Origin of the sequence: uncultured Succiniclasticum sp. (genome assembly GCF_902793885.1) — a bacterium.
Lineage (GTDB): Bacteria > Bacillota > Negativicutes > Acidaminococcales > Acidaminococcaceae > Succiniclasticum.
On record NZ_CADBFF010000006.1, the window covers coordinates 61,681 to 77,938 of the forward strand.

11 protein-coding genes are annotated in these 16,258 nt (G+C 53.3%); 1 reads left to right on the plus strand and 10 read right to left on the minus strand.

Features of this window, described 5'->3' with window-relative positions; genetic code table 11:
* Positions 1–26 precede the first annotated feature (26 nt).
* The 9 genes from QZV31_RS04515 to QZV31_RS04555 all read right to left on the minus strand — a co-directional run bounded on the left by QZV31_RS04515 (position 27) and on the right by QZV31_RS04555 (position 13,679).
* Positions 27–1,703 (minus strand): ShlB/FhaC/HecB family hemolysin secretion/activation protein, encoded by a 1,677-nt coding sequence (locus tag QZV31_RS04515; protein WP_295358560.1) that lies wholly within the window; start codon positions 1,701–1,703, stop codon positions 27–29.
* A gap of 277 nt (positions 1,704–1,980) precedes the next feature.
* Positions 1,981–2,775, minus strand: coding sequence for a transporter substrate-binding domain-containing protein (locus QZV31_RS04520; protein ID WP_295358562.1), 795 nt, complete (start codon positions 2,773–2,775; stop codon positions 1,981–1,983).
* A 141-nt stretch (positions 2,776–2,916) separates the two neighbouring features.
* Positions 2,917–6,342, minus strand: a complete 3,426-nt coding sequence (locus QZV31_RS04525) for a heavy metal translocating P-type ATPase (RefSeq protein WP_295358564.1) — start codon at positions 6,340–6,342, stop codon at positions 2,917–2,919.
* A gap of 414 nt (positions 6,343–6,756) precedes the next feature.
* A complete protein-coding gene (locus QZV31_RS04530; protein WP_295358566.1) occupies positions 6,757–7,719 on the minus strand; it encodes an ABC transporter ATP-binding protein in 963 nt (320 codons plus the stop codon).
* Positions 7,712–8,494, minus strand: a complete 783-nt coding sequence (locus QZV31_RS04535) for an ABC transporter ATP-binding protein (RefSeq protein WP_093730195.1) — start codon at positions 8,492–8,494, stop codon at positions 7,712–7,714. Before QZV31_RS04535 ends, QZV31_RS04530 begins: the two co-directional genes overlap by 8 nt.
* Positions 8,495–8,512: 18 nt before the next feature.
* The gene (nikC, locus tag QZV31_RS04540) at positions 8,513–9,343 is read right to left on the minus strand and encodes a nickel transporter permease (protein WP_093730183.1); all 831 of its coding nucleotides are present in this window, start codon (positions 9,341–9,343) and stop codon (positions 8,513–8,515) included.
* 4 nt (positions 9,344–9,347) lie between these two features.
* Complete coding sequence (gene nikB / locus QZV31_RS04545; protein ID WP_093730182.1) at positions 9,348–10,286, minus strand: nickel ABC transporter permease; 939 nt, start codon at positions 10,284–10,286, stop codon at positions 9,348–9,350.
* Between the two features lie 130 nt (positions 10,287–10,416).
* Positions 10,417–12,030, minus strand: coding sequence for an ABC transporter substrate-binding protein (locus QZV31_RS04550; RefSeq protein ID WP_295358573.1), 1,614 nt, complete (start codon positions 12,028–12,030; stop codon positions 10,417–10,419).
* Between the two features lie 317 nt (positions 12,031–12,347).
* Positions 12,348–13,679 carry an MATE family efflux transporter gene (locus tag QZV31_RS04555; RefSeq protein ID WP_295358574.1) on the minus strand — a complete coding sequence of 444 codons (1,332 nt, stop codon included), beginning with the start codon at positions 13,677–13,679 and terminating at the stop codon, positions 12,348–12,350.
* Between the two features lie 341 nt (positions 13,680–14,020).
* Here QZV31_RS04555 and QZV31_RS04560 point away from each other — a divergent pair, with 341 nt between their 5' ends.
* Positions 14,021–14,995: a M14 family metallopeptidase gene (locus tag QZV31_RS04560; protein WP_295358575.1), complete on the plus strand. Its 975-nt coding sequence runs from the start codon at positions 14,021–14,023 to the stop codon at positions 14,993–14,995.
* Positions 14,996–15,083: 88 nt separating this feature from the next.
* On the opposite strand, the gene QZV31_RS04565 is transcribed toward QZV31_RS04560, so the two are convergent.
* Positions 15,084–16,115: a M14 family metallopeptidase gene (locus QZV31_RS04565; RefSeq protein WP_295358577.1), complete on the minus strand. Its 1,032-nt coding sequence runs from the start codon at positions 16,113–16,115 to the stop codon at positions 15,084–15,086.
* Positions 16,116–16,258 lie beyond the last annotated feature (143 nt).

The following is a 16,258-nucleotide window of genomic DNA, read 5'->3' on the forward strand; positions in this document are numbered from 1 at the left end:
GACCATGATTGTACTGTTTATTTATCTTAGAAAACAGCCGACAGGGAGAAATCTACCCGGGCGCTGCTTACCTTATCCTCGTAAAAGTCCTTTTTGAAGGGGAATCCTACGGTCAATGTGCTGTACAGGTGCTTGTACCTTGCTTCAAAGCCGAGGCCCGCGCTCATCAGCTTATTATGCTCCGGAGCGGCATATCCGCCCACGGTACCCCAGTCAAAGAAGGGGTAAACGAAGAAGCGTTTTTCCTTATCTATGGGGATATGGTACTCGATGCTGGCCGCCATACCCCTGCTGCCGCCGATGAAGCCTTCTTCGTAGCCCCGGACGCTGTTGACCCCGCCTATGAAGAACCGGTCCGAAGCGCCAAGGTTGTCGCTCGATCCAAGCTGTCCGTCCAGCCGGGCCTGCCAGAACTGCCCGTCCTTGTTGCGCTTCTGCCAGAAGGAAGAGAGCCGGTAGAGCTTGGCCGTATCGGAATCTCCGTCGATATCGCGCCGCCGCGCCACCACAAAGGAGTGTTTGTGATAGAGCACGCTGTCTTTCCCGTAATGGGTGAAGGAAACATATGGTATCACCCGATCGATCCTGTCATCCACATATGGGACTGCGCCATGATCAAAATCCGTTTTTGTCGTCTGGTGGACGTACTGGAGGCCCGCTTCGTGGCGGGATTTCTCCGTCACATGGAAAGGCGCCCGAAAAGTCAGGGAATACGAGTTTGACCTGCCTTCCACGCCCAGGGGTTCCAGCTCCCCTTTCACCACTTTCGTCCTGTTGCCGGAATAGTCCAGGTCCAGCCGCATCCCCTTCCGGGAGATGGGAACGCTGTACCCCAGGCCCCAGGCCTTGGTGCCCCGGCTTCCGATAAAGTGGGCCCGGAGGGAATCCCGGTATCCGCTCACGCTCTTCATGTTGTAGAAAATGCCGGCCCGCCAGCGGCCGCTGGTTTCGTAGCCGTCATTGTCCGTATAAAGTGTCACGGACTGGTTCTGGGGCTCAAAGGCCATGATGTCGTAGTCTGTGGTGCCTTCCTCAGCGCCGGGCTTCATCACCACCCGGAGCTGGATGTCATTGGTCCCCTGGAACCAGCGCAGATCCCGGTTCAGTTTCTCCGTATTGGCGACTTCTCCCGGTTTCAGGCCCATACGGTTCATGATATATCCGGTTTTTGTGTAGCGGTTTCCCGTAAGGTTTACGTTTCCCGTCTTACCTTCGATCAGCCGTAACTCTACCACGCCGTCATGGATCCGCTGCGGCGGCAGTACCGCCCCGCAGGTCATGTAGCCTTTATCCCGGTAGAGGTTCGTAACCTTTTCTGCCATCTCACGCAAGTCCTTCAGGGTGACTTGCTTTCCGATATAGGATTCCGTAACAGCCTGAATCTGCTCCTTAGTCAGAATCTCCGTGGGATTCCAGATCACCTGCTGCAATGCAAAACTGATCTCCGCTCCTGCTTCTTCTGCAGCAGGTTTCTCTCCCTGCTCCACCTTGTTCTTTTTGGCGGCCTCATCCTCCGCAATCTGTTCCATGATACGTTCACGTTCTATATCCCGGCGGTCCCGTTCCATCTGCGCACCGGCACTCGAGCGGGCAACCTGAGTTGCGATATCAGCGCCCCCCGTCGATGGTGCGGCTACCGCCGCATGACCTTCCGCAAGCAGCCCCATGACAAGGGCCAGATAAACAAGATTTGATTTCTTCATAATGATTCTCCCGTTCTTTCACATTTATATCTTTCACTTTTATTTATTAATCTGTTGTCCAATTATCTTGTTCCTTATATATATATACACACTACTCCACTTTTATTTTACAATAGATTTTTTCCGTCAGTCAAGGGGGGTTCCAGATTGTCACACCCTGTATTGAAGCCGCTTTCAGGCCAAACAAAAACCCGGTACGTCGTCTCCGTACCGGGTTAATTTTTATGAACATTTTGTGAATTTTTTCAGTGCTTTGCAGCGAAAAGACAGGCTCCTTCTATTTCAGTTTGCCGAAGTAGTTGTTCCTAAGCTGGTGGAAAGACGCATGCGCCTGATATTTCTTCAGGCCTTCGTTCAGCTGGGCCAGCAATGTCGTATTGCCTTTGGCAACGGCTATGGCAATCCCGTTATCCGATTCGTCAGGCAGGGTCGCCACGATCTGCAGCTTTCCGTTGTAAAAATTGGTGATGAAAAAGCGTGCCGTGTAATGATCCATGACCGCATAGTCCGCCTTTTTATCTATGACCAGCTTCAGGGCTTCGTCGGCGCCGCCGGTTTCAATGACAGCATCGGAATACTTTTTAACCTGTTTCTCGTGGATACTGCCGATCTCTGCCGCAATGCGTTTGCCCTTCATGACGTCTGCGCTGCCGAATTGCGCATCCACAGCTCCAACCACCACGTTAGAGCTGGCCAGATAGGGTTCCGTGAAATCCGCCGCCTTTTTCCGCTCCTCCGTCATGTTCATGCAGGAGATCACCGCGTCCACCTGCCCGTCCTTCAGGGACGGCAGCAGATTGTTGAACTCCAGGTCCACGAACTCCACCTTGCTGTAACCGGCTTCCCTGGCCACGCCCTGTATCAGCTCCACATCAAAGCCGATAAAGGCCTTGGTGGATTCCTGATAATATTCAAAAGGCGGATAGTCCGCGTCGGTGCCCACGCGCAGTACCTGTTCCGTATGGGATTCTTTATGGACCGGCGCTCCCGCTTGTTGCGGCGCGTGTCCGCCGCAGCCCGCAACGGCAAGCAGGCAAACGATTGCTAACACAAAGCATAGAATTTTTTTCATGCTTTACCTCCTTCTGTCTGCCGGATACAGCAGACGCCGCTGATTCTGGGAAACGTGAGAGCGTTTATTGTTTCCGTTAGAGGGTCCGGCTGCAGGCATGTCGTGTGATTGCCTGCAACCGCGATTTCCGTTACTGCGAAATCAGAATTTCTTATACAGCACGCGGCAGGCGTTCAGCACGCACAGCACGGATACGCCGGTATCCGCGAATACCGCGGCCCACATGGATGCGTAGCCGAAGAGGCCCGCCACCATAATGATGACTTTGACAACCAGGGCAAACACCACGTTCTGCCAGGCAACATTGTTGACCGCCTTGGCAATGGCAATGGCTTTGGGGATCGCGCTCATTTCGGAGTTCATGAATACCACGTCCGCCGCTTCGATGGCTGCGTCCGCGCCGCTGCCCATGGCCGCGCCTACGTCTGCGCCGGCCAGTACGGGCGCGTCGTTGATGCCGTCGCCTACGAACATGACGCCGCCGTATTTGTTGCGCAGGTCGTTCATTTCTTTCAGCTTATCCTGCGGCAGCAGTTCTGCCCGCACTTCCTGAATGCCTGCTTCCGCAGCAACCGCTTCCGCTTCTCTCCGGGCGTCGCCGGTGAGCATAACCGTAGTCAGGCCCAGTTTGGTGATATCCGCCACAGCCTGTTTGGCGTCGTCTTTCAGGGTATCATTGATGAACAGGCTGCCCAGGAAGGTCCCGTTCTTTGCTACCAGCACTTCGCTGCCGTACGCCGCAGCCTGGTACCCGCTGAAGTCGATCTTGTAGCGGTTCATCAGGCGGGTGTTGCCGGCCAGCAGTACGTCTTTTCCGTAGTAGGCTACCAGGCCTTCGCCGGCGATTTCTTCAAACCGGTCCGGACGCTGCAGCGCCAGGTTCTTTTCCTTAGCCGCATTAACGATGCTGACGGCGATCGGATGGGTGGAAACCTGTTCCATCCCCGCGGTCTCCCGGAGGATTTCATCAGCGCTTACGCCGCCGGCAGGATTCACCTGCTGCAGCACGAAGTTGCCCTTGGTAACGGTGCCGGTCTTATCCATGACCACAGCCGCCACGTTTTTCAGCATTTCCATGGCGTTGCCGCCCTTAAACAGGATGCCCAGCTTGGAACCGGCGCCGATGCCCGCAAAGAAGGACAGGGGCACGCTCAGTACCAGAGCGCAGGGACAGCTGATAACCAGGAAGGTCAGCGCGGTGTAGATCCACTTATGCCAGTCGCCTGTAATCAGAGACGGTACAACGGCTACCAGAATGGCCAGCCCTACTACGATAGGAGTATAAACCCGTGCGAAACGGGTGATGAATTTGTCGATATACGGCTTGTTGGCCGCCGCGTTTTCCACCGAGTCCAGGATCTTGGTGACCATGGATTCCTGCAGTTCTTTTTCCACGCGGATCTTCAGCATGCCGGAGGTGTTCACGCAGCCGGACAGCACTTCGTCGCCGTAGGTTTTGCGTACTGGTACGGGTTCACCGGTAACCGGGGATGTATCCAGCAGGCTTTCACCTTCCACCACCACGCCGTCCAGCGGGATACGGTCACCAACACGAACCAGCAGGATATCGCCGACCCGGGCTTCCGCGGAAGGAATCACCTTCACATCGTCGCCCACCAGCAGGTTTACCACTTCCGGACGCATATCCACCGCGTCCATAATCTGGTCGCGGCTCCGGTCTGCGGCACGGTCCTGGAACCATTCTCCCACCCGGTAGAAGAAGATAACGCCTACCGCTTCTTCCCAGGCCTGGATGGCAAAGGCGCCCAGGGTGGCCACGGTCATCAGGAAGTTTTCATCAAAGAATTCGCCTTTGGTCAGGTTCTTCAGAGCCGTAAGGACGATCTTCCAACCCAGGATCACATAGGCGATCACCAGGCAGTACATGTGGTATTCATGGGGAACCAGGCCCAGCCACTCGGTTACGATGAAGATAAGGCCGCCGATTACCAGTTCAGCCAGTTCCCTTGCATTTTCGCTGAGGAAGGATTTCTTTTCCTTTTTCCGTTCCGGAACCGGCGCGTTGTCTGCCCGTTCCACAATGGTCACGCCGTCTTCCACCTTGTCGGTGACAGCCTGCATCTTGGCGGTGAGACCGTCGTAGCTGCGGGCGGTAACCCGGAGCTGGCCGGTAGCGTATACCAGAACCGCTTCTTCTACTTCCGGCATGGCTTTGATGGCGTCTTCCACCTTGGTTGCGCAGGCCGCGCAGTCCAGGCCCTGTACATCGTAGGTGCGGAATTTGGCAGCACCGAACTGTTCTTTTTCGGAAATGGTCACGCCCTCTTCCGCTTTATCGGCTGCCGCCTGCATCTGGGGCAGGAGGCCGTCGTAGCTGCGGGCGCTGACCCGGAGCTGGCCGGTTTCATAGACCAGAATGGCTTCATCCACGATCGGCAGGGCGGCGATGGCGTCCTGTACTTTTACAGAGCAGGCCGCGCAATCCAGGCCTTCCACCTTATAGGTACGGTATTTTTTCTGGGCAGAGGCACGGACCCGTTCGGTAATGGTGACACCGTCTTCGGCTTTTTCCGCAGCGGCCTGCATTTTGCCCAGCAGGTCGTCATAGTTATCGGCGGTAACCCGCAGCTGGCCGGTTTCGTACACCAGGGTAGCCATCTTTACGCCGGGAATGGCGGCAATGGCGTCCTGTACTTTGATGGAGCAGGCTGCACAGTCCAGCCCGGCCACATTGTAGGTACGGAATTTATCGGACTGTCCCGGGCCTTCTTCCCTGGGTACTACGGTTACGTAGGACAGGAAGGAACGGCAGATCTCCTGGAAGATCGGCAGCATGGCGTCCGGATTCTTGGCGGAAACACGGAGCTGTTTGGTGCCGAAGCTGACGGCCGCATAGGAAACCCCCGGCAGGGATTTCACTTTATGTTCGATCTTTGCCGCGCAGATGGGGCAGTCCAGATTGATCAGGCTGTACACCCGTTTTACATCGTCGGCATCCGGCATACGGCATTTGCAGTGTGCCAGGCTTTCGCCGCAGAAATCGCAATACTCTTCATGGGAGTTGCAGGCGGCACACTCGCAGTTGTCCGGATGACCGGCCAGGTGCACTGCGTGGGTATAGGTCGCATTGTGGTGCACCAGTTCGTGCTCGCTGTGGTCGTGGGTTGCGCAATCGTCGCAGCCGCAGCTTCCGTGGTCGTGATCATGGTCGTGCCCATGGTCGTGTCCGTGGTCGTGACCGTGGTCATGGTCGTGGTCGTGGTCATGGTCGTGATCGTGGCCATGATCGTGGTCATGTCCGTGGTCGTGATCGTGGTCGTGCCCGTGGTCATGGTCGTGTCCGTGGTCGTGTCCGTGGTCATGGTCATGTCCGTGGTCATGGTCATGGTCGTGGTCGTGAGCCAGCCCTTCTCCGTGAGAATGAGCCGGTACATGGTCGTGGTCATGTACGTGGTCGTGAGCATGCTGCTCCACGATTCCTTTTACAGCGTTTTCCTCCACTGCATCCACATGCTGCATTACGCCGCTCCCTTTTGCAAAGGTACGTACTGCGGCGTCTTCCGCACTGCTGCGGACGTCTTCCAGATCTCTGATTTCTTTAGCCATTTTAATTCACCTTTCCTTGCGCCTGCGCTCCGGGACTGCGGAACGGTTCTCCCGATTCCCTGTCCCTGATATCCCTTTCGGGATAAGGTTTAATAGTAGATATGTATTTCATGCTTATATTATAACATATGAGCAATTGTTCATATGTTAATAGCCGTCATTTCACATTTTCTTCACATCTATTAGTTCTATCTGTATCAAATGTTACAACATTTTCCGATTTTTCAGCTAATAGTGTGAAATGAAGATGTGTTTTCATAGCTATATCTATTTATAGTATTGTCTATGATTATCTTTTAAAACTGTCTTTACGTTTTCTTTATCCTGGAACACAGGCGCCATGGTTTAGCAGCGCCTGTGTTAAGGATCACCAGATTACTTCGGTCAGAAGTTTTCTTAAAATCAGAGTATAACCTATTTGGTAAACCGATGGCAGGCCACCTCATGGCCCGGTGTCAGTTCAACCAGCTTCGGCTTTTCGTGCTCGCAGCGTTCCGTACAGTGCGGGCAACGGTTGCTGAAAGGACATCCCGGCGGCAGGTCCAGCGGACTGGGCGGTTCGCCCTTGATATTCTCGATCTTCTTGGTAAAGTCCATCTTGGTATCAAAGACAGAGGCCAGCAATGCCCTTGAATAGGGATGGCAGCATACATCCGACAGCCCTTCGCCCGGCATGACCTCTACGATATTCCCAAGGTACATGACCGCCACCTGATGGGCAAAGGATTCAATCAGTCCAAGGTCATGGCAGATAAAGCCGATAGCAATGTTCTTTTCCCGCTGCAGACGGGTGATAAGTTCAATCACCGTTTTCTGTACGGAAACGTCCAGCGCACTGGTGGCTTCATCCATTACGATGAACTCCGGTTCCAGGGCAATGGCACGGGCGATGGCCACGCGCTGCCGCTGACCGCCGGACATGTTATGGGGGAACCGGTCCGCAAAATCGCCGGGAAGCTCTACCAGTTCCAGCAGTTCCCGCGCCTTCGCATCTACCTCAGACGGGCTGATTCGGTTAAAATTCAGCAGCGGTTCGCAGACGATCTCCTTGATCTTCATCTTGGGATTAAACGATGTGGAGGGATCCTGGAACACCATCTGGATATGCTGACGGTTCTCGTGCAGCTCCTTTCCCTTCATCTTCGTGATATCCTTCCCGTGGAAGAAGATTTCGCCTTCTGTGGGGCTGTCAAGCCATACCAGAAAACGCATGAAGGTACTCTTGCCGCAGCCGGATTCACCTACCAGGCCCAGGGTCTTCCCTTTATAGAATTTCAGATTGACATCATCGCAGGCGGTAAGCAGGCGGCCGTCGTTAGTCGGAAAACGGCGGGTCACATGACGCGCGTCAATCAGCAGATCTTTTTCATCAAACATAGCGCTTACCTCCTAACGTCGGTACCGCATCCAACAGCAGCTTGGTATACGGATTGGTGGACTGGTGGAGTATATACTCCCGTTCCCCTTTATCCACAACTTCGCCGTGCTTCATAACCACGATCTTGTCGCCCATATAGGCTGCAACGCCCAGATTATGGGTTACAATGATAATGCTGGTACCATATTCGTCCCGAAGCTCCATGAACTGACGGACGATCTGCGCCTGGGTCGTCACGTCCAGGGCCGAAGTCGGTTCATCGGCCAGCAACAGCTTAGGCTGGTAGGTCATGCCCATGGCAATGCCCACGCGCTGACGCTGCCCTCCGGAGAGTTGGAACGGATAGGAACGCATCACCCGGTCCCCGTCCGGCAGACGCATCCGCTCGATCATTTCCACACCCTTGGCCCAGGCATCTTTCCTGGATATGTCCTCATGGGTCAGAATGTATTCTACATAACTGTCGCCGATCAGGCGGGTCTGGTTCATCATGGCGCCGCTGTCCTGGAAAATCATGGACACGTCATGACCCCGCAGCTTACGCCACTCTTTGTGTGTCAGTTTCAACAAATCAATTCCGTCATAAGTAATGTTACCGGCGGAAACCCTGCCCGCACCGGGCAGCAGTCCCATGACCGCACGGATCACGGTGGTCTTGCCGCTGCCGGACTCGCCGACGATACTGCAGATTTCCCCCTTTTCCAGGTTCAGGCTGCAGTTTTTTACCGTAAGGTTCTTGCCATAGGAAATATCTACATTTTTAATCTCTAACAGTGACATGATATTCCCCCCTTACTCTTCCCGCGGATCCAGAATATCCCGGAGATTATCCCCCAGCATATTAAAGATCACGACCGTAATAAAGATGGCCACACCGGGATACACCATCAGCCAGGGAGCCGACTGCATAAAATCGCGGCCCTCATTCAGCATGGAGCCCCATTCCGGTGTAGGCGGCTGTGCGCCAAAGCCCAGGAAGGACAGGGCGGCAAGCTCCATCATCATACCGCCGATATCCGTCGCTGCCGTAATGACCAGCGTCGTAATCGTGTTCGGCAACATATATTTCCACAGCATGCGCCAGGTACTGGAACCGGTAACGATGGCCGCGTACACATAATCCGTGTGACGAACCTTCAGCACCAGGGAGCGGGCCATACGCGCATACTTAGGCCAGGTCACCAGCGCAATGGCGATGATGGCGTTCCGCATGCTGGCGCCCAGCATACCGGCTACGGCAATGGCCAGTACCAGGCCCGGGAATGCGATCATCATATCCGCAATACGCATGATGACTGCGTCAACCCAGCCGCCAAAATAACCGGCCAGCACACCCAGCGCCGTGCCGATTACAAAGACAGCCAAAACCAGAACAAAGGTGGATGCCAGCGAAATACGGGCGCCATACAGAACCCGGGCGTAAATATCACGGCCCATTTTATCCGTACCGAACAAATGCTTCGCGTCCGGCGCCATGATGGCGTCCCCCAGATTTCCGGCCGTGGGATCGATGCCTCCGGACAGTACCGGGGCAAAAATGGCGATAAGCACAATAATTATAGCCAATACAGAGAAGAGGACAAAGCCTCTGTTACTCAGAAATTTGTTCTTGTTCGTATCCATACGCTTACCTCCTCAGCCGCATGCGGGGATCCACATAATTGTAGGAGATATCTACCAGCAGGTTGATCATCATGTAGATGACAGAAACCCAGAGTACATACCCCTGGAGCAGGAAATAATCTGCGGACATAATGGCGGATACCGCAAGATTTCCTAAGCCCGGATACGAGAAAATGATTTCGACTACACTGGTGCCACCCAGCAGGGAACCCACGGACAGGCCCAGCATGGTAATCAGCGGCAGCAGAGAATTCGGGAGCACGTTGCCCCACAGGATCTTGCTTTCCGAAACGCCACGGGCCCGGGCGCCGATTACGTAGTCTGAATGCAGTTCCTCTAGTACTGCTGTGCGTACCTGACGGGTATATTTGGCCGTCATGGCAACCGCTAGCGTCACCGCTGGCAAAATCAGCGACTTAAAATCACCGGCGGAGGAAACTACCGGCAACAGCCTCAGTTTAACACAGAAAATCAGGATCAGCATCAGGCCGAACCAGAAGTTGGGAATGGACACCCCAAAGAAAGTGACTGCCCGCACAAGATAATCGATCGGTTTGTTGTGGTGTACAGCAGAAATAACCCCTAAGGGTACTGCAAACAAAAGCATGAGGATGGTGGAAGCCAGAGTCAGCTTCAGAGTAGGCCACAGACGGTCCATCAGCAGATCTGCAACCGGTTTCTGCAGCATGAAAGACTGTCCGAAATCCCCCTTCAGGCAGTTGATGATCCAGTCGGTATACTGCGTTAAAAAGGGTTTATCCAGTCCCAGATTTCTGCGCATTTCTTCAATCATTTCCGAAGTAGGCATAACACCGCTGTGGGTGTAAATATTACGCGCGGGATCGCCTGGAGACAGGTAGGTTAATAAAAAGGTCAGAAAGCTGATGCCGATCAGTACGATCACCATTTGCAGCAATCTGGATATAATTGCGTTCTTATTCATTGACTTCTCTCCTCGTCATAGGCAACTTTTGCAGATTTCCACAGAAAATAATATCACACAAAGGATACGGTGTACACCGCATCCTTTGTGTTTGCTTTTATAGCCGCCTATAAGCGGATTTTATACTATATTATTTCGCTCCGGCCGGCTTAATTTCGTCGGTGATCCAGTAGTAATCCAGCGGATACATATGGGCGGAAGCAACCTTGTCGTTGTAGATGATGCAGCTGTTGTAGTAGCCGTCTACCAGAACCGCAGCTTCATCGATCAGGATCTGCTGGCACTGTAACATCAGCTCTTCGTAGCGCTTCTGATCCATGGTAACCATCATCTCTTCATACGCCTTGTCGTAAGCATCGCTCTTGAAGCCGCAATAGTTATCCTTGTTCTTGCTCCACCAGTTACCCATATAGGATGTATTGGAACCGGCAATCATGGTGTTCCAGTTGTTGTTGTTCAGGTCATATTCGCCGGCAACCAGTTTGGTCCACTGGTCGTCAGAACTGCCGTACTCGCTCTTTACGCCAATGCCTACAGCCTTCAGATACTGAGTGTGGGCATCGGAGAAGTCGTTCAGCAGACGGTTCGCATAGGAGATGTAACGGAGTTCGATATTTTTACCGTTGAGTTCACGGATGCCGTCGCCGTTGGTATCTTTGATGCCGGCGTCGTCCAAGATCTTCTTGGCGCCTTCCGGATCGTATTCATAGGGATTCTTCAGCTTGTCAAAGCCCATACCCAAAGAGCTGGGGATAACGGATGGACCGGGAGTGTACAGACCGCCGATGGTGTTGGATTTGCAGATGGTCTTATAATCGATGGCCTTATGAATAGCCTGACGCAGCGCCTTGTTAGCCAGGGGCTTGCCTTCCTTCATGTTCATCCAGCTGAAACCGCAACGGGTGCCTGCCGTAACCTGAACCGTGAATTTCTTGTCAGCCTGCAGGGCCTTCAGGTCCGCAACGTTCATGATGTTTTCAGCCAGGTCGATCTGACCGGCGCGCAGCGCATTAGCCTTGGCGGAAGCATCGCCCATGAACAGGATGTTAACGGTCTCATACGGAGCCTTGCCATTCCAGTAATGGGGATTGGCAACCAGTTCATAGCCTACATGATCCTTGAAGCTCTTAACCATGTAAGGGCCGGTTCCGATAATGCCGGTTTTCGGGTTTTTGGAGCCTGTGTAATCCAAGATGCACATTGCGGGGTCGGCCAGGCTTGCCGGCATATTGGCATAGGCTTTTTCGGATTTAATGGTGATGGTGCCGGCTTTATCGTCAGCTGTTACGACAGCCTTCGCATCCAGGAACTTGGTGGGGTTGGTGGAACCCTTGGCGCCTTTTTCACGTACCCAGTCAAGGGATTCCTTAACCTTCGTAGCCGTCATTTCAACGCCGTTGCTGAATTTAACGCCCTTTTTCAGTTTGATGGTCCAGGTCTTGTTGCCATCGCTGGGAGTCGCGGATTCCGCCAGCTGCGGAATGGCTTTTACGTTATCGTCAAAACGGAACAGCGTCTGGCCGATGCCAAAGCGGCTTACATTCCAGGCGGTGTTGGTCTGGAGGGTCGGATCGATCAGACCGTCGGAATACATCTGGCAGCCAAAGTTCAGTACTTTAACAGCACCCTTGCCGCCGTCTTTCGGAGCATCCTTCTTGTCACCGCCGCCGCAACCGGCCAGCAAGCCACAGGTAACGAGACCTGCTACCAATAACGCTGCGGATTTTTTAGATAATTTTTTCATAGAGTTCCTTCCTTTCCAAGTTAGATATTATATAAAAAGGTGAAATAAAAAGAAAAAATTCACCCAAAAGCCTGTTGTCATTTGCCTGCGTCCGACAGGGTAAAAGCCCGTTTCTTTCAGCTGATTCCATGGTTTTATCCTTCCATCACGGATTTAGCAGACACTAATTCTTATCTTTGCTTATACTATCATATCGAAAATAAGATGTCAATATATCCATTATGCTTATTAGTAATTTTTATTATTAATATCACACTGTTATCGTTCCTGCATTCCGAAAACCGGCCTGCAGGAAACACCCGGTAAATGAAGCTCCGTTACACCGGGGGCTGCCTCATCCATGTGCCTTTCCGGTAATACCAGTACAGCATGGCGCCGGCCGTTCCCCAGGTTATGGGGTACACGGCAACCAGCAGGCGGATGTCATGAGCCAGCTGCATGAACCCGAACAGGATGAGCGTTCGCAGCAGGCACTGGTTGAACAGCACGATATACATCGGTACGTCCGACAGACCGCCCCCGCGCAGGGTATCCGCAAAGACTTCGAGAAATACATAGAAGAAATAGAACGGGAACGAGACCCAGATAATGGTGACTCCCATGTCAATGACGGCAGGGTCGGAGTAGAAGACGCCGAAGGTCTCCCGACCGAAATAAAGCAGGATGGCCGCCAGCACCAGCGAATAACCCACGCCGAAAATCAGCGTCGTACGCAGACCGCTCTTTACCCGATCATAGAGCCGTGCCCCCACATTCTGCCCGGTAAAGGTCATCATGGCCTGGCCCAGGGCGACCAGCGGCATGTAAAACAGCAGCTCGATGCGGTAGTAGGCAGTAAAGGCCGCAATAGCCACCACGTCGAACCCGTTGATGAAATACTGTACGAATACATTGGAAAGGGTCACCACCACTCCCTGCAGGCCCGCAGGCAGACCGATGCGGATGATTTCCCGCATCAGCGGCCGGTCAACGGCCAGTTTCGGGATGCTGATGACGCCATCGTGGAGCAGGTAATACACGGCAATAATGGCCGAAAGCACCTGGGACAGGACCGACGACCAGGCTACCGCGAGGATACCGTTCTTCATATACATAATAAACAGATAATTGGTCACTACGTGAATGATGCCGCACACCAGCTGGATCAGCATGGGGGTCTGTGAATTGCCCAGGGCCCGCATAACGCCGGCCGCCATATTAAAGACCAGCATAAAGGTCAGCCCCAGGAAAAATACCTGCACATAGTCCAGGGCGTCCTGAAAAATGCTGGCCGGCGTGTTCACCGCGTTTAGAAAAGCAGATCCGGTCACTTCGCCGATAACGGTCAGGATCACACCGCCGATGAGGCCCAGCATCATGGAAGTATGGATGGATTTGCTGAGCTGTACCTCTTCCTTGCGGCCAAAGGCCTGGGCAATGACCACGCCGGCGCCGATGCTGATACCCGTAAACAGGTTTACGAGGGCCGAGTTCAGCAGTACGCTGGCCCCCACCGCTGCCGAAGCCTCCGTGCCCAAGTAATTGCTGACAAAGAGGATGTCAACGGTGGTATATAGTTGCTGAATCAGACTGGCGCCAAGCAGGGGCAGCGCAAACAACAGCAGTTTGCGTGCGATGGGGCCGTGGGTCAAATCAAGGGTTTTAGCCAAAATGAGTCACCTGAGTTCCTTAAGTTATTGAGATTGATTATTATTACGCTTACTATACCAAATCGATGTATTCTTTGCAAGAGAAAACTGTAATTAATCCTGCTTTGAACCCATCTTGTCGGCAAACGAAAGATTGCAGGCTTTAATTCAGCAAATACGCAGGTTCATGTAATCGCCCGGGCATGTATTCATTAGCATTATAAAGTGTATTTTACACATGCATTCAAAGAATAATAAACAAAATTAATAATAGTTATTATTAAATGTTTTAAAATCTTGTAACGAATCGATGTTTTATGTTATAATACCCACATCAATTCCCATAGAAAAGGAGATTTACAATGTCACAGGACATGACGATTTGCGGACTGGAAATAAAACGGGGGACCAAGCTGCGGACCATGCTGCCGGTTCCCGATACGATGACGAAGATACCCCTGACGGTAATCAACGGTGTGGAAGACGGCCCCACCCTGCTGATTACCGCCGGCATCCACGGCGGCGAATATCCGGGCATCGCCGCAGCCATAGAACTGGGCCGGGACATTGAGCCGGAGCATGTACACGGCTGCCTGATTCTGCTGCACCCGGTCAATATCCAGGGCTTCTGGGCGCGCCGCGAATTCATCGTACCCGAAGACGGCAAAAACCTGAACCGGGTCTTCCCAGGCACTCCGCTTGGAACTTTGGCGGACAAGACCGCCTACCTCATCAGCAGCAACCTGTTCACCATTGCGGACTACTATGTGGACATGCACAGCGGCGATATCCATGAAAGCCTGCATCCCTATGTGTATTATCCGGGCCAGCCCACGCCGGAAGTGGAGAAGGCCTCCAAGCGTATAGCGAAAGTAGTAGACGTGGAATACATGGTCCGCTCCCTGGCCACCGGCGGTGCCTACAACTACGCGGCCAGCACCGGCCTGCCCTCCATTTTAATTGAACGGGGCGGCGCGGGGCTCTGCCTGCACGAAGATATCGAAGCCTACAAGGACGATATCCGCAACATCCTGCGGCGTCTGAAAATGTTTGAACTGCCGGTTAAACCGCGGCATTACCACCCTCGGGATATCACGGACATGATTTATCTGGAATCCATGGAGACCGGCTGCTGGTTCCACCACATCCACAGCGGCGACTTTGTACAGAAAGGCCAGGTGCTGGGACGTACCACGGATCTGTTCGGCCAGACGATTACTGAGTATTACGCGGAAATCTCCGGCGTCATCCTGTACGTCTGCCCGGCCCTCTCCGCACCGAAAGGGACCATCCTTGTAGGGTACGGCCAGGTCGTGGAAGATGACGACGACGATTAAAAAGTAAAAAGATAACCTCCGGCATTTTCTCCTGGGAGAAATCTGCCGGAGGTTTTTTGATTGGGGCTTTAACGCCAGCCAGTCCGTCTTATTCACTCACCTTTTCCGGTAACGAATGGGTATGAACGTGGGTATGGGGAACCTGGGGCTCATAGTCCTCCGGCAGTTCCGCGTATGCACAGAGCACGCGGCCCGGAGTAATGGAAAACGACGGGGTCATGTAAAGAATCACACCGCTGAATTTAGCATGGAACTCTTCCTGTTTTTCATTAAAGAAGTCAGTAGTGTAACCGAGCAGTTCGCCCTTTTCAATCATTTCGCCGCTGTGTTTGGCGTGATACCAGCACGCCGGTTTGTCAGCCTCAAGATATTCAATCCGGGTCAGCTCCTGCGGCGTAAAAGTGTGGGAATGACCGTGATCGTAATCCGGGACCATACCCACATACTGCAGTACATGCATGACATCGTCCTTGTACTCGTCGATGTCTTCGCGGCAGCAGAAACCCGTACCGCCGCGCTCCACCAGGATGCTGGGCACACCGTGCAGCGCCGCGCAGTTGTATGCGCCCGTCGTAGCGGTAGAACGTACCATGTACTCCACGTTGATCAGGCTGGCAAGTTCACGGGACTTGTTGTTGACCTCTTCCGAAGCGTTTCCGGGGAAATAGGCATAGGGATGCAGATCTTCCTGAAGGTCGCCGCTGTGCAGGTCAAGATAGTAGTCAGCCTTGAGGATGAATTCGCGCAGCAGGAAATCAGCGAGCTTATAGGTGCGGCTTAATGTAGAATTGCCGGGGAAAACGCGGTTCAGGTTAAGACCGTCCTCGGGGCAGGTCTCTGCCATGCGCGCCCAAAAGGCCGAAACATTCACAGGGTGCATGATGATGAGACAGCCGTGGATGTCTTTGGGATCCAACTCCCTGCCAAGCTCCATGGAGGCGGCAATGCCCGGATATTCACTGCCGTGTACGCCGGAGGTGACGAGCACGGTAGGGCCGTCATATTTCCCATTGATAAACGTTGCAGGGATGGCATTCAAGGTACGCGGAACATCAATGAGAGTACGTAATTTGGTGCCGGGTTCAATGTGATAGTTTGCGAAACAGACAGTGGTTAACATAGTTCCTCCATAACAGTTTGAAAAATAGTAATAGGACATGTTAGCATTTGCTAACATGTCCTATTCTAACAAACTCCTAATCCATTGTCAATGCCGTTTTCCCCAGGCTGTTTATTTCATGTTGGCAAACCGTTCCATCGCTT